Source organism: Spirillospora sp. NPDC048823 (assembly GCF_043198445.1).
GTDB lineage: Bacteria > Actinomycetota > Actinomycetes > Streptosporangiales > Streptosporangiaceae > Spirillospora.
Genome location: NZ_JBICUT010000018.1, coordinates 98,915 through 116,432, shown reverse-complemented (window position 1 = coordinate 116,432; position 17,518 = coordinate 98,915). Strand labels below are relative to the sequence as shown.

Annotated in this window: 20 protein-coding genes; 2 read left to right on the top strand and 18 right to left on the bottom strand. The window is 71.5% G+C overall.

Going from position 1 to position 17,518, the window contains the following annotated elements; all coding sequences use genetic code 11:
• Positions 1-46 precede the first annotated feature (46 nt).
• A complete protein-coding gene (locus ACGFK0_RS32015) occupies positions 47-481 on the top strand; it encodes an SRPBCC family protein (RefSeq protein ID WP_392911673.1) in 435 nt (144 codons plus the stop codon).
• A 261-nt stretch (positions 482-742) separates the two neighbouring features.
• On the opposite strand, the gene ACGFK0_RS32010 is transcribed toward ACGFK0_RS32015, so the two are convergent.
• The 3 genes from ACGFK0_RS32010 to ACGFK0_RS32000 are packed head-to-tail and all read right to left on the bottom strand — an operon-like array spanning position 743 to position 4,171.
• On the bottom strand, positions 743-2,395 hold the full coding sequence (locus ACGFK0_RS32010) for an NAD(P)/FAD-dependent oxidoreductase (RefSeq protein WP_392911671.1): 1,653 nt from the start codon (positions 2,393-2,395) through the stop codon (positions 743-745).
• Between the two features lie 31 nt (positions 2,396-2,426).
• Entirely contained in the window at positions 2,427-3,218 is a 792-nt protein-coding gene (locus ACGFK0_RS32005) for an SDR family NAD(P)-dependent oxidoreductase (protein WP_392911818.1), read from the bottom strand.
• Between the two features lie 2 nt (positions 3,219-3,220).
• Positions 3,221-4,171 carry an oxidoreductase gene (locus tag ACGFK0_RS32000; protein WP_392911669.1) on the bottom strand — a complete coding sequence of 317 codons (951 nt, stop codon included), beginning with the start codon at positions 4,169-4,171 and terminating at the stop codon, positions 3,221-3,223.
• A gap of 178 nt (positions 4,172-4,349) precedes the next feature.
• Between ACGFK0_RS32000 and ACGFK0_RS31995 the strand changes: the two genes are divergently transcribed.
• Positions 4,350-4,802, top strand: coding sequence for an ester cyclase (locus tag ACGFK0_RS31995; RefSeq protein ID WP_392911667.1), 453 nt, complete (start codon positions 4,350-4,352; stop codon positions 4,800-4,802).
• A gap of 85 nt (positions 4,803-4,887) precedes the next feature.
• Here the strand turns inward: ACGFK0_RS31995 and ACGFK0_RS31990 are convergent, their stop codons facing one another.
• The 15 genes from ACGFK0_RS31990 to ACGFK0_RS31920 all read right to left on the bottom strand — a co-directional run bounded on the left by ACGFK0_RS31990 (position 4,888) and on the right by ACGFK0_RS31920 (position 17,355).
• Positions 4,888-5,553, bottom strand: a complete 666-nt coding sequence (locus ACGFK0_RS31990; RefSeq protein ID WP_392911665.1) for a hemerythrin domain-containing protein — start codon at positions 5,551-5,553, stop codon at positions 4,888-4,890.
• A gap of 11 nt (positions 5,554-5,564) precedes the next feature.
• Positions 5,565-6,602: a hypothetical protein gene (locus ACGFK0_RS31985; protein ID WP_392911663.1), complete on the bottom strand. Its 1,038-nt coding sequence runs from the start codon at positions 6,600-6,602 to the stop codon at positions 5,565-5,567.
• Positions 6,599-7,408, bottom strand: a complete 810-nt coding sequence (locus ACGFK0_RS31980) for a methyltransferase domain-containing protein (protein ID WP_392911661.1) — start codon at positions 7,406-7,408, stop codon at positions 6,599-6,601. The genes ACGFK0_RS31985 and ACGFK0_RS31980 overlap by 4 nt, the downstream gene beginning before the upstream one ends.
• Before the next feature lie 6 nt (positions 7,409-7,414).
• The gene (locus ACGFK0_RS31975; RefSeq protein ID WP_392911659.1) at positions 7,415-9,508 is read right to left on the bottom strand and encodes an MMPL family transporter; all 2,094 of its coding nucleotides are present in this window, start codon (positions 9,506-9,508) and stop codon (positions 7,415-7,417) included.
• A gap of 161 nt (positions 9,509-9,669) precedes the next feature.
• The gene (locus tag ACGFK0_RS31970; protein WP_392911657.1) at positions 9,670-10,143 is read right to left on the bottom strand and encodes an anthrone oxygenase family protein; all 474 of its coding nucleotides are present in this window, start codon (positions 10,141-10,143) and stop codon (positions 9,670-9,672) included.
• A complete protein-coding gene (locus ACGFK0_RS31965) occupies positions 10,143-11,327 on the bottom strand; it encodes an FAD-dependent monooxygenase (protein WP_392911655.1) in 1,185 nt (394 codons plus the stop codon). Before ACGFK0_RS31965 ends, ACGFK0_RS31970 begins: the two co-directional genes overlap by 1 nt.
• Before the next feature lie 70 nt (positions 11,328-11,397).
• Positions 11,398-11,697 (bottom strand): antibiotic biosynthesis monooxygenase family protein, encoded by a 300-nt coding sequence (locus ACGFK0_RS31960; protein ID WP_392911652.1) that lies wholly within the window; start codon positions 11,695-11,697, stop codon positions 11,398-11,400.
• A 142-nt stretch (positions 11,698-11,839) separates the two neighbouring features.
• A complete protein-coding gene (locus tag ACGFK0_RS31955; protein ID WP_392911651.1) occupies positions 11,840-12,124 on the bottom strand; it encodes an antibiotic biosynthesis monooxygenase family protein in 285 nt (94 codons plus the stop codon).
• A gap of 77 nt (positions 12,125-12,201) precedes the next feature.
• Positions 12,202-13,098, bottom strand: coding sequence for a BTAD domain-containing putative transcriptional regulator (locus ACGFK0_RS31950; protein WP_392911648.1), 897 nt, complete (start codon positions 13,096-13,098; stop codon positions 12,202-12,204).
• 36 nt (positions 13,099-13,134) lie between these two features.
• Complete coding sequence (locus tag ACGFK0_RS31945; protein WP_358468118.1) at positions 13,135-13,515, bottom strand: SchA/CurD-like domain-containing protein; 381 nt, start codon at positions 13,513-13,515, stop codon at positions 13,135-13,137.
• A 92-nt stretch (positions 13,516-13,607) separates the two neighbouring features.
• Positions 13,608-14,573, bottom strand: coding sequence for an NAD(P)-dependent oxidoreductase (locus ACGFK0_RS31940; protein ID WP_392911645.1), 966 nt, complete (start codon positions 14,571-14,573; stop codon positions 13,608-13,610).
• A 61-nt stretch (positions 14,574-14,634) separates the two neighbouring features.
• The gene (locus tag ACGFK0_RS31935; protein WP_392911643.1) at positions 14,635-15,090 is read right to left on the bottom strand and encodes a DUF1772 domain-containing protein; all 456 of its coding nucleotides are present in this window, start codon (positions 15,088-15,090) and stop codon (positions 14,635-14,637) included.
• Between the two features lie 217 nt (positions 15,091-15,307).
• Positions 15,308-15,799: a hypothetical protein gene (locus ACGFK0_RS31930; protein ID WP_392911641.1), complete on the bottom strand. Its 492-nt coding sequence runs from the start codon at positions 15,797-15,799 to the stop codon at positions 15,308-15,310.
• A gap of 16 nt (positions 15,800-15,815) precedes the next feature.
• Positions 15,816-16,160 (bottom strand): antibiotic biosynthesis monooxygenase family protein, encoded by a 345-nt coding sequence (locus ACGFK0_RS31925; RefSeq protein ID WP_392911639.1) that lies wholly within the window; start codon positions 16,158-16,160, stop codon positions 15,816-15,818.
• 1 nt (position 16,161) lies between these two features.
• On the bottom strand, positions 16,162-17,355 hold the full coding sequence (locus ACGFK0_RS31920) for an SDR family oxidoreductase (RefSeq protein WP_392911637.1): 1,194 nt from the start codon (positions 17,353-17,355) through the stop codon (positions 16,162-16,164).
• Positions 17,356-17,518: the final 163 nt, after the last annotated feature.

Sequence of the window (17,518 nt, the reverse complement as noted above, 5' to 3'; positions counted from 1 at the left end):
AAGTCGTCCGCGAGACAATTGTCGCGCCGACCATGAGGAGCTGGAAATGCCGAACAGCGTCATGACCGACATCGACATAGACGCCCCGCCGGAACGCGTCTGGGAGGTGCTCGCCGACCTCGCCGCATATCCCCGGTGGAACCCGTTCATCGTCCGGGCGGAAGGCACGCTCGCCCCGGGCTCGCGGCTCACCCTGCGCATCAAGTCGTCGGCCGGGTGGAGCGCCACCAACAAGGCCAGGGTCGTGGACGCCGTCCCCGGCGTCGTGCTGCGCTGGTCGGCCCGCCTCATTCCCATTCCGGGCCTGGCCGCCGGCCGCCACGAATTCGCGCTCAGCGCCACGGAGACCGGCACCCGCCTTCGCCACTCCGAGCAGTTCTCCGGCGCGCTCGTCCCGCTGATCGGCAGGCTGCTCGTCAAGACCGAACGCGACTTCCGCCTGCTGAACGAGGCCCTGAAGAAGGAGAGCGAGAACGCCTGACCCCGAAGAAGACGGGCTCTACGACCGATTCGCCTACCACGCCGCCGAACTTTGGAACGGCGGACGTGCCATCGCGGAACTCGCCGCCCGGTAGCAGCACTTGACTGGATCACCACGGCCAACACAACGGCAACAGCCGTGGCGCGGTACGAATCCTTGGCTGAGCGTGCGACGCATGGATGGACGCGCCGAGGTCTCCCGCGCGCCGAACAGGGAACCGGCCGCTCCCGGAGGGTGGAGCGGCCGGTTCCCTCCGGTGGGTCAGGAGATCTTCTTGCGGCGGATCGCCGCCCTGCCGATGGCCTCAAGGGTGCCGGAGGCCAGCTCTTTCGCGGGGGGCGGGCCGCTCTTGATGGCCCACGTCATGAAGCGGGCGAGGTCCATCGTCGTCGGGTGCAGATCGTGGTTGTCCGGGTCCTTGTAGCCGAAGGCCGCCGGCGGGAGGTCCGAATCGAGGACCATGCGCAGGATCTTGTCCGCGGCGTCGTCGGCGCCGACCTCGCCGACCTCGAACTTCGCGACCGTCTCCACCATGGTGTCCCACATGGCCTTCGTCTCCGGCTCGTCCGGCCACCAGAACCCCGTGTTGGGGGCGTCCTCCAGATCCTTGTAGATCTGCTCGTCGCCGCTGAGGTTGTAGCGGAGCTGCGCCCGGGTGAGGCGCATGGCCCCGTAGTTGGAGCTGAAACCCCAGATCCTGAAGATCGCGTCCCAGAGCTTGAAGTGCGGGAACGCCAGCAGCGAGGTGTCGCACAGCTCGTCGTTGTAGGTCAGCAGGCCCTGCTGGAGCCGCTCCACGTACTCGTAGCGCTCCTCGGAGAAGTCGTCGTCCTTGAGCGAGTCGAGGATGCGCCACGCGACCGCGTCGATGACCTCGACGGTGTTGGACATGCCGCGCGAGAACAGCGGGTCGATGAAGCCGGCGGCGTGCGCCATCATGCACCAGCGGTGCCCGACCGTCTTCTTCGACGAGTACTGCACCCGGCCCGTCGAGACCCATTCGCGGACGTGGCGCACGCCCCGGAACTGGCGTTTCACGGCCGGGAACCTGTCGACGAACGAGTAGAACTCCTCCTCCGCCGTCATGTCGGCGGGCTTCGGATGCACACGGGTGTCGAGGACGAGGCCGACGCTGCACAGCGGGTTGGTGGACTTCTTGCGGTTGTCGAACGGGATGATCCAGAAGAAGCCGCGGTCGAACGTGTGGTGCAGCGTGCCCTGGTGCCACGGCAGCGGCGGGCGCTGCGCCTTCGGCCAGTCCACCATGTGGTCGAACGCCGGGACGTCCACCATGTGGGTGAACAGCGACCGCGTGCTGGTCTTGAACCGGCACGGGTCGTCGCGCAGGTCGAGCTTGTCGGCGACCGGGGAGCGGAAGCCGCTGCCGTCCACCAGGTAGCGGGCGCGGATGACCTCGCCGTTCTGCCCGGTGACGGTCACGGCGTCGTCGGCGAAGTCGATGTCGGCCACCCGCCAGTTCTGGCGGGGCACGCAGCCGTACTTGATCGCGACGTGGAACATGTAGGAGTCGCTGTCCTGCCGGAAGATGTGCGTGGCCTTGTAGAGGGCCTTCGGGACGCCGGCCAGGATCGTCTCGTCAGGGTCGGGCTCCTCGCCCGGCCGGTGCGACACGAACGCGAAGTGCCGCTTCAGGCCGAACGTCGTGCCGATCTTCTTGTCGACCTCGTTGATGCTCTCCAGCGTCGTGATCTCGGGCACGCCGTAGCGCGCGGCGAGCATCTGCAGCCGGACGAGGAAATGCGGGATCGTCGACTCGCCCACGGCGAACCGCGGGTGCGTCACGCCGTCGACCAGGACGACGTTCGCGCCGTTCTTCGCCAGGATGGCGCCGAGCATGGAACCCGACATCCCCGATCCGATGATCAGGACGTCGCAGTCGGTCTGCTTGCTCATCTGCCCTCGCTTCTCTCGGTGCGGGCGGACTTCACACCAGCGCGGTCCCGCCGTCCACGAGGAGGTAGGCGCCGGTCATGTACTCGGCGGAGTCGGCCGCCAGGAACGCGATCACCTCGGCGACGTCCTCGGGGACCCCGTTGCGCCGGATCGCGGCGCGCTGCGCGTTGGCGCGCAGCGCCGGTTCGGGGAGCCCGTCGGCGACGCGGGTGAGGATGAGGCCGGGCGCCACCCCGTTGACGCGGACGCCGTGCTGGCCGACCTCCTGCGCCAGGGACTTGACCGCCGCCTCCACGGCCGCCTTCGCCATGGACAGCCCGAGGAACCCGGGCGCGGGGGTGCGGGAGAGCGCGGCGCCGACGGCGACGACGGAGCCCCGCCCGCGTTCGACCATCGCGGGCAGCACCGCGGCGACCGGGTTCAGCATCGCGTGCATCTGCCGCCGCACCGTCCGGTCGACGACCTCGATCGGGGTGCCCGTGAACGGCGCGAAGCCGACGTCCTCGGCGTAGAGCCCGGTCGCGTTCGTCACCAGGATGTCGATGGGCCCGAGTTCGTCCCGGGTCCGCTCCACCATCGCCCGGACCTGCTCGTCGTCGGTCACGTCGGCCTGGACGGCCAGCGCCCGGCCTCCCGCGGCCCTGATCGACTCGGCCATCTCCTTGGCCGGTGTCTCACCCCGCAGATAGTTCAGCGTGACCGCCGCCCCGCGGGAGGCGAGCATCCAGGCGGTCGCGGCGCCGATGCCGCTGCTCGCCCCGGTCACCAGCGCGACCTTGCCGTGGAAGGACGGCGTCTGCGGCTTCACCGGAAGCAGGTCCATGGTCACGATCCCTTCGTCTCGGGGACGCCCGACGCGTCGTAGGAGACCCCGGTGAGCTTCTCCGAGACCTGCCACAGCCGCCGGCCGAGGTCGGGGTCCTCGGCCCGGTCGGGCGTCCTGACCCTGCCGACGGGGCCGCGGATCTGGACCCGTCCCTGCGGGGCGTAGCTCTCGCCGGGGACGACCCCGGGCGCGCAGGCCGCGTACAGCGACGGCCATGCGCCCTGCTCGGTCGGCTTGGCGACCAGCGCCGTGGTGAACCGGTACCAGAGTTCCTGGATCCGGTTGTTCGCCATCCGGGGCCCGACATAGAGGACGTCGGTCGCCGCGTACCCGGGGTGCGCCGCGACTCCGGCGAGCCCCCGGCCGGCGTACCGGCGCGACAGTTCCTTGGCGAACACGAGGTTGGCCATCTTGGCCTGCGTGTAGGCGGCGGACTTGTTGTACTTCCGCTCACCCTGCAGATTGTCAAAGTCGATCTTGCCCCAGTAGTTGACGCCGAAGGTGGTGAGGCTCACCACCCGGCCGCCGGGACGCGCGAGCAATACCGGGAGCAGCAGGCCGGTCAGTGCGAAGTGCCCGAGATAGTTCGTGGCGAACTGCAACTCGAAACCGTCCGGCGTGAGCGTGAACGGGGTGGCCATCACGCCGGCGTTGTTGATGAGAATGTCGAGACAGGGCCGGTCGGCGGTGTATCCGGCGGCGAACTCGCGCACCGACTCCAGGTTCGCCACGTCCAGCGGGCGGTACTCGGCCGCCGCGCCCGGGGCGAGGCGCCGCAGTTCGGCCAGCGCCCGCTTCGCGCGTTCTTCGTCGCGGCAGGCCAGCGTGACCTCCGCACCGCGTCGCGCCAGCTCCAGCGCGGTGTGAAAGCCCAGGCCGGCGTTCGCTCCGGTCACCACCGCCGTCCGGCCGGAAAGGTCGGGCAATTCGTCCGGTGTCCACTTCGGCATCGTCGATCCTCTCCGGGCCCGCCGCTGCGCCCACGGGCCACCCGGCCAGTGTGACGGGTGCCGATAAAACGGCGGCTAAGCAACGGAAAGGCGATGCCTCACATCTTGACAGCATAATTGCGGCTGGTTAGCCTCGAAATTGATTGATGCGATTCCACGTCCCGGAAGGTGTTTCAGCATGCCCGAAAAAAGCCAGCAGGAAAGGAATAAGGAAATCCTTGTCCGCTCGCTGGACATTCTCCGCGGAAAGGCCGACCCGGAGATGGCCAAGAGCCTTTACACGGCGGACTACGACGACCACAGCGGCGCCCCGCAGCGCGGCCCGGACCGGGTCCTGGCGGTGGGCGAGGCGGCGCGTACGGCCTTCCCCGACCTCGACTACGACATCGAGGAGATCATCGCCGAGGGCGACATCGTCGCCTGGCGGATGGTGATGAAGGGGACGCACGAGGGTCCGCTGCCGGGATCCGGGCTGCCCGGCACCGGCAAGCGCGTCAACGTCCGGCAGCAGCACATGGTCCGTTTCGAGGGCGAGCGGATCGCCGAGCACTGGGCGATCCGCGACGACCTGGGAATGATGCAGCAGCTGGGCGTCATCCCCGCCCCCGGCGGCCCGCCTCCAGGCAGATAGCCCCACGGCCGTCCCACGTCGACCTGCGGCGTGCCGCCCTCATGAGGCCGGTGGAAAGGGCGCCACGCCGCAGGTGCGCGGACGTTCACCGGGCTTGCCAGCGTGGGCGGCGCGCGTAGCGGGGCAGCCACACCCTCGCGTAGAGCAGGCGCACCGGCGGCGGGACGCGGCGGAGCACGGCGGCGCGGTCGGCCGGCAGCGCGTCGCCGAGCAGCCAGGGGAAGAACTCCGGCGCCGACTTCAGCGCCGCGAGCCCGTTGCCCCGCATGTCGGCCAGGCACCTCTCCCACGCGGCCGCCGGCATCGCCGCCCGTACCAGCGGCAGCGCGTCCCGCTCCTCGTGGTCGAGGTGCCCGCCGACCTCGCCGGCGAACGCGTGCGCGGCCTTCGCCAGTGCGTCGCCGTCCCCGCCGTCCCCGCCGGACGGGCCGGACGGGTTCGCGAGCGCGGCGTCCACATCGGCGATCAGCGGGTCAATGCGGGCGTGCTCGTCCTCCATCGCGGCCAGCACGGCCAGGTCGTCGGGACGGTCCCGCAGGCCGGCGCGCATCCGCGGCCACATGTGCCGGTCCTCGCCGTCGTGGTGGCTGCCCAGCATCGCCTTCAGCGTGCCCCAGCCGAGGAGCATCGCCTCGTGGCCGCGCGCGTCGCCGGGGCGCAGCCGCTCGGCCGCCCGCGCCAGGTGGTCCAGGTCGCGCCGTAGCGCGTTGTGCGTGGCCTGCATCAGGGCCATGTCGTAGTCGGCGGGCATTTCGGTCCCCCTCAGTACTGGCAGTTGGTGATCAGCGTGTGCGCCGCGGCCAGATAACGGTCGTCCGGATTGAGCGCGTGCTCGCGCAGGCACGCCTCCGTGAGCTTGATGGCGTGCTCCTCGCCGAGGTCGACCGCGTCGGCGGCCAGCGCGCCGCCCGGCGGAGGCCGGTACCCCTCGGCCGCCGCCGGCCCCACGCCCGGCATCGAGGGGACGGCCTTCCACACGGCGGTGGCCACGGTGGCGACGGCCCGGTAGGAGCTCAGCGCGAGATCGTCCGGCAGGACCGGCAGCACCAGGCGCAGCGCGGCGGGCGCCGTGATCGCGTGCACCTGCGGGACGGGCGGGTGCGGCGCGAGCCGGGCGTAGGTGCCGGCGTGCAGGGCGGTGAGTTCGCTCAGCGCGGCCGGGACCTCCGCGGCCGTGGCGACCGAGGGCCCCTCGGCCCGCAGCTTCCGCGGCACCGGTGTGTGCCGCGCCGCCCAGTACGCCATCCCGCGCGCGAGCTCGTTGAGCTGGAGTTCGCTCGGTTCCTTGACGGTGCTCAGCGTCCGCACCGCGTGCGCGGTGCGGATCAGGCCGTGGGTGAACGCCGACAGCGCCCCCTCCATCAGCGACGGCCACCAGCTCACCAGCACCTCGCGCCACGGCCGCTCGCTGAGCCGCCACTCGAAGTACTGGACCCAGTCGGCGACCCGGCGGTAGTCGCCGAGCGCCACCCGGCGCGCCTCCACCGGATCCTCCGGAAGCAGCACGCCCGCGGCGGGCGGCACGTGGTGGCCGCGCCGCCGCTCGTTGGTCTCGATCCAGCGCGGGATGACGTCGTGGCATCCGAGGACCGCGAGCGTCTCGGCGACCATGGGCGCGTGGACGGCGAAGTCGGGGCCGAACTCGAACCCCGTCTCCCAGAGCCGGTCGAGCGCGTCGTTCACGGAGTCGGCATAGCGCTCTGCGCTGGAACCGGCGGGACGCTCGGCGCCGGAGTCGAAGTCGGAGTCGGTACGGCGCTCCGTGCCGGGGTCGGTGCAGCGTTCGAGGCCGGACCTCATTCGGCTCTCCTTCCCTCCGCCAGGACCATCGCCCCGTACATCTGGAAGCCGCCCTGGGTGTCGCGCAGGGAGGCCTCCTCGCGCATGGAGCGGGCGCGGTCGGCCGGGACGACGCCGAGTTCGCCGGCGCGGCGCAGCGCGTCCATCAGGCCGGTGAGCCCGTCGGCCTCCGCGACGGTCCGCAGGACGACGGGCATGACGGTGACGCGGACGTCCCGCAGCCCGACCGCGCCCAGCAGGCCGTGCAGCCGCCGCCCGATCCACGGGTTGCGGATGTTGTTGAACCACCAGGTGAGGACGGTGCGCGCCGCCTCCCGGTCGGTGAGGTCCGGGGCCCACATACCGTGGTCGGGGTCGGCGATGAGGACGCGCCCGCCCGGTTTGACGACGCGCAGCATCTCCCGGACGGCGCCCGCCGGGTCGTCCAGGTGCTGGACCATCCGCTCCGACCGGACCGCGTCGAAGTCGCCGTCGGGGAACGGCAGCGAGTACGCGTCGGCGACGTGGAACAGGGCGTCCACGCCGGCCACCCGGCTCCGGCGGACGGCGCCCGTGACGGCCTCCTCCTGCACGTCGACGCCGACGGCCACGCCGCTCGGGCCGACCCGCCGGGCGATCTCCAGGACGTCGGTTCCGTTGCCGCACCCGATGTCCAGGACCCGGTCGCCCGGCCCGCACGCGAGCCGGCGCAGGATCGCGGCCTTGACGGCCTCCAGTGAGCCGGCCGCCTCGTCCAGGTACTCCTCGGCGGGCCGGCCGAGCAGCGTCGTGGTGTTGCCCGGTTCACCGCCGTTGTTCTCGGTCATGGTCGGTCAAGCCCCCTTCTCCGGCTGGAGCTCACGCTCCGGCACCGGGCCCGGCGCGCTTCGCCGGGCCAGGCCGCTCGGCCACCAGACGCGGTCACCGATGTCGTAGGTGAGCGCGGGAACCAGCAGCGAGCGGACGATCAAGGTGTCGATCAGCACCCCGAACGCGATCACGAATCCCTGCTCGGCGAAGCCGACGACGGGCAGGGTCACCAGGACGCTGAACGTGGCCGCCAGCACGATTCCGGCGGAGGTGATCACACCGCCGGTGCTGGTCAGGGCCTTGAGGGTGCCTTCGCGTGTGCCGTGCGCCCGGGTCTCCTCGCGGACGCGGCTGGTGAGGAAGATGTTGTAGTCGACCCCGAGCGCCACGAGGAACACGAAGCAGAGCAGGGGGAGCTGCGCGTCCTGGCCCGTCCAGTCGAAGCCGTACTCGAACACGAGCGTCGAGATGCCCAGCGTCGCGCCGAACGACAGCGCCACCGTCAGGATCAGCAGGACCGACAGCGTGATCGCGCGCAGCAGGCAGAACAGCACCAGGAGGATGACCACCAGGACGAGCGGGATGATCAGCCACGCGTCCCGCACGTTGGTGTTGAGCTGGTCGAGCCCGATCGCGGCGGGCCCGCCGACCTGCGCGTCGGCGCCGGCGACCGCGTGCACCCGGTCGCGGAGCGTCTCGACGGCCTGCCGTTCCCCGGAGGTACCGGGCTCGGCCTTCAGCGTGACCGCCAGCTGCACCTTCCCGCCGACGCGTCCGACCTCCTCGGCGGTGCCGGCGCCGGCCGCGAGCGCCGCCGCCTTCACCTCCTCCGCCCGGTCCGCGTTGGCGATGAGCGTCGCGGGGTTGCTGTTGCCGGCGGGGAAGTGGGCCGAGATCAGGCTCTCCCCGTGCTCGGATTCGGAGGTCGTGGTGAACATCGTCTGCTGCGGGACGTTGAAGGCGAGCAGCCCCAGGATTCCCGCCGCCAGCACGAGGGAGGTCAGCGTCCAGACGCGGCGCGGCCGGGACGAGACGAGGGCGGCGGTGCGGGTCCAGATGCCGAGGACGCGCTTGGTGTCGCCGAGGTGCGGGACCTTGGGCCAGAACACCCAGCGGCCCAGGATGACCAGCAGCGCGGGCAGCAGCGTCAGCATGGCGAGCACGGCGGAGACGACCGCGATGATCCCGACGGGTGCGAGCGCGAGGGTGGCGTTCAGGTCGGCGACGCCGAGGCACAGCAGCCCGAGGCCGACCGTCCCGCCGGAGGCGATGATCGTGCCGGAGGAGCGGCGCAGGGTCTCGGCCATCGCCTCGTGCCGGTCCTCGTGCCTGCCGAGTTCCTCCCGGTATCTGGCGATCAGCAGCAGGGCGTAGTCGGTGCCCGCGCCGTAGATGAGGATGCTCAGCACACCGGTCGACATCGAGTTGATGACCAGGTCGGTGTTCTTGATCAGGCCGTAGATGAACGCGCTGCCGAGCTGGTTGGCGACCCCGACCGACACGAGCGGCACCAGGAACAGGAACGGGCTGCGGTAGATGACCAGCAGCAGGACGGCGACCACGATGACCGGGATGACGACGAGCGTGAACTCCATGTCCCTGAAGATCAGGAACTGGTCGGCGTCGCGGCCGGCGGGTCCGGTCACCTTGATGTCGAGTCCGGCGGCCGGCTCGCCCAGCTGCTCCCGCATCGCGTCGACCGAGTCGAGGATGTAGGCGCCCTCCTGCTTGTTCTCCGGCGCCACGAGCGGGATCTGGTAGAACAGCGCCTCACCGTCGCGGGCCGTGGCGAGCTGCTCCGGCTTGACCTCCGGGGTGTACGTGCGCATCAGCGCCTGCTGGTCGGCGGCGGCGCGCTGCCGGTCGGCGTCGGTCAGCCCGCCGTCACGCTCGTACACGATGATGGCCGGGTTGACCCTGCCCTGCGGGAACTTCTGCTGCGCTTCGAGGACGGCGGTGGACTCGGCGCTCTTGGGCAGGTAGCCGAGCCGGTCGTTGTTGACGGCGTCGAACAGCTGCCCGGCGAACGGCGCCGCGGCCATCAGGATGATGATCCAGGCCACCAGCACGAGCCATTTGGCCCGCCGGCCCGCTGGAAACGCCAGATATCGAGACATCCCTACCTCCGAAGACGACGCCGAACGAGATCATATACATGGCTATTATTGTCATGACTATCGTCGAATGGGAAGGGCCCGAGGTCTGGACGGGACCCGCGGTGGCACGGCACCCGCGGCGACGCCCGTCGCGGCTGCGGTTCAGTCCGGTTCGGTCCAGTTCAGCCCCAGACCAGCGCCGCGCCGAGGATGGCGACGCCGAATCCGGCCAGCGCGAAGAGCGTCCGCACACGGTTGGCGGCGGCCCACCTCGCCCGGACGCCCTGCCAGCCGTCCGGCGGGGCCTCGGCGTCCCAGCGGTCGACGACGCGGTTGAACCGGACGTTCCACCGCTCCGACACCACCGCGACCCCGACGATGCACAGCCCCGCGAGCGCGATCGCGACCCGCGGCCACAGCCCGCCGGCCACGGCCACCAGCAGCACGCAGACCGCCAGCGCGACCTTGTTCACCCTCGGCATCAGCGGGTCGAACCGCCGGTCCAGCAGCCGGTGCACCTGCACGTAGCGCTCACCCGGCAGCGCACCCACCGCCGGGACGATCGCCACCTCCACCGCGAACAGCACCCCGGCCAGGGTCCCCGACAGCAGCAGGAACACCGCGAGGAGGACATCGAGGAGCACGCCGCCGGCCATCAGAACCGCACGTCCATCATCTGCTGGTAGCTCTGCTTGCGGCCCACCCTGTCGAAGAAGGCGCGCATGAACAGGTCGCGGCCCGCGCACACCGGACGGCTGCGCCAGCGCCCCATCGCACCGATCGTCCACGCGGTCTGCACCATGCCGGCCACCCGCTCATGGCGCAGTTCCTCGTAGGCGGCCACCGCGGCGGGCACGTCGTCGTGCTCGGACAGCATCCGGACCAGGCCGACCGCGTCCTCGATGGCCTGCCCGGCGCCCTGGCTCAGGTTCAGCGTCATCGGGTGCGCGGCGTCGCCCACCAGCACCACCCGGCCGCGGCCCCACCCGCCGCAGCGGTCCGGCGGACGGTCGAAGATGCCGATCGGGAGGATCGCCTCCTCCGCCGTGGACGCGATGATGCGGGGGACGGGGTCCGGCCAGTCGCGGTACGCCTCCGCCATCACCTCGCGCCGGCTCTTCGCCAGCATGTCGAACGAGGCGCCGGCGCTGTCGGCGGTGATGGCGTCCCAGTACACCTCGTCCTCGTTCAGCCGCATGTACAGGAAGCGCAGCCCTCCCCTGCCCCAGAGGTTGAAGAACGTCCCGGTCGGGACGACGTCCTCGCCCGGCAGCCGGGTGATCGCCTGCCAGGCCGTGTAGCCGGCGTACCGCAGCGGAAGGTCGTGGCCCTTGCGGAGGTCGTCGCGGACGGTGGAGCGGACGCCGTCCGCGCCGATCAGCACGTCGGCGCGCAGTTCGGCGCCGTCGTCGAGGCGCACCGTGACACCGTCGCCGTCCTGGGTGAAACCGGCGCAGCGGGTCCCCAGCCGGACGCAGTCGCCCGCCGCCTCCATCAGCACCGTGTTCAGCGCCGACCGCCGCAGCCCGAGGGCGGGCGCACCGTGCCGCCCGGCCTCGGACGCGACGTCCCAGCGGGCGAGCCGCCGGTCCCGGTCGGAACGGAACTCGTGGTGGACGATCTCGACCCCGGCCTCGGCGACCGGCTCGTCGAGCTTCAGTTCGCGCAGGGCGAGCAGCGCGTTGTGCCAGAGCATGAACCCGCCGCCGGTCAGCAGCCGGTCCGGGGTCGAGCGGCGTTCCAGGACGACGGTGTCGATCCCCGCCCGGCGCAGCGCGATCGCGGTCGTCAGACCGCCGATGCCCGCGCCGGCGACGATCGCGTTCCGCACGGCGGCCATGCCGGTCCCTCCCTGTTCGGTGTCGGGTGTCAGGTGACCCTGTGGTGGTGGTGACCCTGGTGACGCTCGGTCACAGGTTGTCGAGCCGCGCGCGGACCTCGTAGATGCGCCGCTCCACGCCGCCGTCCCCCCAGTACGGGAGCATTGGCGCAGCCATCTGCAGGTGCTCGGGAGCGTCCTCCCACGCCCGGAACTTCTCCTCGCTCTCCCACTCCGCGAGCAGGATGTAGCTGTCGCCGTCGCGGAGCAGCTCGTCGTCGAGGTGGCCCGGCGTGCCGCGCACGGTCGCGGTCACCGTGCGGTACGCCTCCTCGAACAGCTCCCTGTCCTCCGCACGCGGGGTCGCTCTGACCAGGACCCGTACGGTCATCGCCGTCGCCTTCCTCTCCGGTCGCAATGGTTCTCCTGCCGCAATGCCTGTCCTGCCGCAGTGCCTGTCCTGCCGCAATGCCTGTGGTGCCGCAGTGCCCGTCTCGCCGCAGTGATCAGATTCGCCGGGTGCCCGGCCGTGCTCAGGCGCGGGCGATGATCTCCAGTACCTGCTTGCTCGCCGACTCGCGGAGCGGCTCGAACGCGGCGGACATCGCGCGCCGGCCCGCGCTCCGCTCGAACGCCCGCAGGGCGTCGCGGCTCTCCCAGTCGCCGGTGATGACGTACAGCCGGCGCTGCTCGGCGTCGCACATCATGGCCTGGCCGAGGCTGCCCTGGACAGGGGCGGCCATCGCGTTCCTCCAGACCTCCTCGAAGGTGCTCTCGCAGCCTTCGCGCACCATCATCGTGAGCACGGCGCGAATCATGGTTCTCCCTTCTCCGGCGGGACGACGCCGTCGAAACGACCCGTGTAATTCGGTTGGCGCGGAATCGGCGTCCCAGGTCATCGGTCCCACGCGCCCCACTGGGGCAGGTCGCGCCCGTCCGCGGCGAGGATCGCCTGATGCAGCGACTGCAGATCGGGACCGGGCTCGACGCCGAGTTCGGTGACGAAGTCGCGGCGGAGCTCGCGGAACACCTGCAGCGCGTCCCCGCGCCGTCCCGCCTCGCTCAGCGCGACCATCAGCTGGTAGTGGATCCGCTCGCGAAGCGGATGGTCCGCCGCGAGAGCGCGCAGGTCGGAGACGACGTCGGCGTTGCCGCCGAGCCGGGTCTCCAGCTCCAGACGCCGCTCGAGCGCGGTGACGCGGGACTCGTCGAGGCGGGCCGCGACCCCCTCCAGCAGCGGAGACGACCGGACGTCCGCCAGGGCCGGGCCCCGCCACAGGGCGGTGGCGCTCCGGTAGTGCCGCAGCGCGTCCGCGAGCTCACCGGCGTCCCGCGCGGCCCGGCCGAGATCGCACAGCCGGCGGAACCGGGACAGGTCGAGGTCGGCGCCGCCGATCTCCAGCCGGTACCCCGGCGACCGCGTCACGATCGCCGGCCGCGCGCCGGGGGCGGCGCCCAGGCCCGCGAGGACCTGGCGCAGCTGCGTCATGTAGACGCGCAGCGCCTTGAGCGCCGTCCGCGGCGGGCGGTCGCCCCACAGCTCGGCGATGAGCGCGTCCGTCGAGACGACGGTGTCCCGGCGGGCCAGCAGGATCGCCAGCAGCACCCTCGGCTTGTGCGCGCGCGGCGTCCGGACGCGCTGCCCTTCGTAGATCTCCAGCGGGCCGAGCACCGCGAACCGCGGCCCCGCCGGGATCAGCGGACCTCGCGCCGGCGGTACCGTATCCGCGCCCACACCGGCGTCCGCGGGGGAGACGGCGGGTGGTTCGGTGATGGCGGCTGAGGTTCTCATCGTTTCCGCCCCCTGCTTCGCCGATGCCGGCCCGGCTCAGTGCCCGGCCGGATGGGTCTCGACGGAAAGCTCCGAGACGCAGCGCATCAGGGCGTTGCGGAAGTTCTCCTGGAACTCCTCGGGCGACGAGGCCGCCTTCCGGTCCGTGAGGTAGGGCGCCAGCTTCTCCTCCAGGTTGTGGACGCCCTGCTGGCGCGCCATGTGCTTGGCGATCGCGATGAAGTCGCCCTCGTAATGGATGATGCGCACCATGAACTCGTCCTTGACGAAGACCGCGGTGCCGAGCAGCCGGCCGACGTCCTCGCCCTTGTCATCGCGCATGTCCGGGGTGTCCACCCGCTGGAAACCCTCGAAAATCTCCGCCAGGGCGTCCTCGCTGCCCACCTTGACCCGGTAGCGGATCGCTGCGTACGGCATCGGAACCTCCAATGTCCGAGGTGTTCTGTCGGTCTTCATCGCACACGGGCCCGCTTGAGGCTCGCTGGACGGGCGGGCACGTCCCGGCGGGGTCAGCCGCGGCCGACGTGCTCGGCCAGGACGGCCAGGTCCCGGTCGCCGTCGCCGCGCTCGACGGCACGCGCGACGATCTCCAGGACGCGTTCGGCCAGCGGGAGCTCCGCCCCGGCGCCGTCCGCCAGCTCGATCGCGTACCGCAGGTCCTTGGCCATGAGGCTGCTGCGGAACGCCGCGGGGGTGTAGCGGCGCTCCCGCATGATGGCGGCGCGGAACGTCATCACCATCGAGCTGACCCCGCTGCCGCCGATGCAGTCGAGGATCTCGTCGCGGTCCAGCCCGCCGCTCTCGCCGAGCGACACCGCCTCCGCCAGCGCCGCGATCTCGGCGCCGATCAGCACGTTGAGCACCAGCTTCATCGTCGCCGCCGCGCCCGCGCCGCCGAAGTAGCGCACCTCCCGGCCGAGATCGGAAAGGACGTCCTGCACCGCGTCCACGTCCGCCCGGTCGCCGGCGGCCATCACCCGCATCTCGCCGGACCTGGCCTGCAGCGGGTTGCCGAGCACGCACGCCTCGACCCGGCGCGCCCCCAGTCCGGCGAGCCGGCCGGCGGCCTCCCGGGCGAACGCGGGGGTGACGGTTGAGGTGTCGATGACCGGGGTTCCCGGGGCCAGCCCGTGGACCGCGTCCCCGAACAGCACCTTCTCGACCGCGTCCTCGTCGGCGAGGCTGACGATCACCACGTCCGCGCCCCGCGCCGCGTCGGCCGCCGTCCGCGCCGCCCGCGCCCCGGCCTCGACCACCGGCGCCGCCTTCTCCGGCGTGCGGTTGTAGACGCGCACCGAACGGCCGGTCTCCAGCAGCCGGGTCGCCATCCCGGCGCCCATCACCCCCAGCCCGATGAACGCGACCTCATGGTTCTTTCCCGGCTTTCCGGCGGGGTTGGCCGGCGCAGGGTTGGTCGGCACAGGGTTCGTCGGCACAGGGTTCGTCGGCGCAGGGTTGATCGGCGCAGTGCTCATCGGCTCGCTCCTCTGTTCAGGCCACCACTGTTCAGGCCACCACTGTTCAGGCCACCACTGTTCAGGCCACCACGGCCAGGGCGTTCAGCAGCAGGGCGGCGATCGCCAGCCCGGTGCGCAGCAGATGCCACCGGCGCCACTCCGCGCGGGGGTCCCGCCAGTCCGCGGGCAGCGGCTCGTCCGGGTCCAGCCCCTTGACCTGCCGGTTCAGCGGGACGTTCAGCAGGTGAGACACCCCGGAGACGGCGACCAGCAGCGCCGCGGCGCAGCCGAACAGCACCCGGGACCCGTCACCGCCCGCGACGACCGCGAGCGTGACGCACGTCAGCGCGGACGTGAGGACGATCGCGGGCATCGTCGGGTCCCAGTTGCGGCCGAGCAACTGGTGGAAGCGCACGTACAGCGGCGGCGACACCGCCGCCATCGCCGGCACCACGCTGATGGCGACGGCCAGCAGCACGCCCGCGGTGAGCCCGCTCCCCGTGAGGCCCACGACGATCAGCGCGTTCTCGAGCACGGCTTCCTCCGATTCGGCTCACCCACCGCGGACCCGGGCGGCATCCGCACCTACGGGCACCCTGCGCCGGTGCCCTCGACGCGTGATCGAGAGCGGCTGGGCGGCCCGGACGCGCCGTCGAGGCGAGATCGCGCGGCCGTCGAGGCCACGCCCGGGGGCGGACAGGCGTCGAGGCCGGGCGCGGTTCGCGCCCGGCCTCGTCCTCGATGAGGTGCCGTCAGGAGCCGAGCCTCCACGGCGGGAACCCGAACCGGGTCCCGGTCGCGGTGGCCTCATGGGTCAGCACCACGTTGCCGGCGGGGTCGAGGAACTGCGCCGTCCCGCTCTCCTCCAGCCGTGTGGTGGACGTGACGGTCCCGGTCATCGCGACCACGACCATCCCGCCGATCTGCCCGTCGGCGATCACGTAGTGCCGGTACTCGATCTCGAACGTCCGCGTGCCGGTGGCCCGCCAGGTGCCGAACCCGGTGACCATCGACGCGTCGGTGCCGGACACGAGGCCGTCCTGCCCGAAGGAGAACATCCCCTTCTCCGGCGGCCGGCCCGACCCGGCGACGGTGACCTCCGTCAGCCACGTCCCCGCCAGCGGATGCGCGTTCCAGGTCTGCGCGTCCGCCCGGCTCGGGGCCACCGCGGAGGCCAGCACGGCGGTCGCACCGGCCGCGGGCAGCCAGCGGCCGCCCTTGCGCAGCATCTCCCTGCGGTCCACTCTCCCCACCTCCCGGTTACGGCCGTACCGGCTCGGCGGCGGTCGCCTGGCCGGTCATCTCGAAGACCACCTGCATCGTCACCATCGACGCCGAGGCCCGGAACGGGTGCAGTTTGGTGCGGTGCTCCAGATGCTGCGCGCTCTGCTCGAACTCGCGGAACCCCGGCTCGTCGACCCAGTCGCTGACGACGAAGTAGGCGTTGTCGTCCCCGTCCTCCCGCGACAGCCACTGCCGGATGTTCGCGGGATGCTCGGTGATCGCGTGCCCGACCCGGTGCCAGGTGTCCTCGAACTCCCGCTCCATGCCCGGGTGAATGCACATCCGGAGCATGACGCGGAAGATGCCCGCCTCGTCCCGCATCTCAGATACCTCCGTCGACGTTGATCGTCTCTCCGGTGATGAAGGCGCCCAGGTCGCTGGCCAGGAACAGCACCGGTCCCGCGACGTCGCCGACCACCCCGAGCCGGCCCACCGAGGTGAGCCGCTCGTACCGCTCGCGGATCTCCGGCGTCACCTCCTCCTCCGTCTCGATCGGCCCCGGCGCGACGAGGTTGACCCGGTACCCCTTCGGGCCGAGCTCCTTCGACAGCGAGCGGGTCAGCCCGATCAGGCCCGCCTTGGACGCGGTGTAGTGGGCCCGCAGCGGGATCCCGACCGTGGCCACCTTGGAACCGATGTTGATGATCGAGGCGCCCGGCGACAGGATCGGCAGGGCCTTCTGCACGACCAGGAACGTTCCGGTGAGGTTGACGTCCAGCACCCGGCGCCATTCGGCGACGTCCAGCTCGCCGAACGGGATGTGGCTGATGCTGCCGGCGTTGTTGACGATCACGTCGATGGTGCCGAGGTGCTCGCGGCACACCGTCATCAGCCGGTCGATGTCGGCCTCGTCGCCGACGTCGGCCTTGACGACCCGGTGGTCGCCGTCCGTCTCGCTCAGCTCCTTGACCAGGCTGTCCACCAGCGGCCCGTCGGTCCGGTGACAGGTGACCACGGTGGCGCCGGCCCGCGCGAACGCCAGCACGATGCCCCGGCCGATGCCCCGGGTGCCGCCGGTGACCAGGACGCGCCGGCCCGAGTGGTCGAGGCGCACACCGCCCCCGGCCCGCGCCGCCGCCTCCTCCACGATCCGCTTGATCCGCCGCATCTGGACGGCGGTGTTGCGGTTGAGGCGCGCGGTCATGCCCTCGTCGTCCAGCGGGGCGGAGGCCTTCATCGTGAAGTCCTGCTGCCAGCGCATCCGCACGCCGCCGTCGACGTGCTCGTACTCCCAGAACAGGTTCATGTACTCGAACACGCCCGTCTCCACGCGGTGGGACCGGACGGTCCGCGTCTGCGGGTCGGGCGTCCGCTCCGACACCCAGCTCCAGACGGTGCCGTTCTCGTCGGGGTGGAGCGAGAGGCGGAACCGGATCGTGTCCCCGTCCCGCTCCACGATCTCGGCGGCGGCGTACTCGCTGAACAGGCCGGGCCAGGACTCGATGTCGTTGGTCATGTCCCAGACCAGGTCCATCGGCGCGTTGATGACGATCTCGTTGTCGGTGTGTCCAGCCATGCTGGTGTCCCTCCATGGACGTGGTCGTGGTGGCTCGAATGCTGCCGACCCGGCCTAGAACCGCTCTGGTGGACCGCTGGTGTCCCCGGTCCGCGCCCGCCGGTCGCCGGTGCCCGGCCGCCGGTCCCCGATCCCGGCCCCGATCCGATCCCGATATATCCGT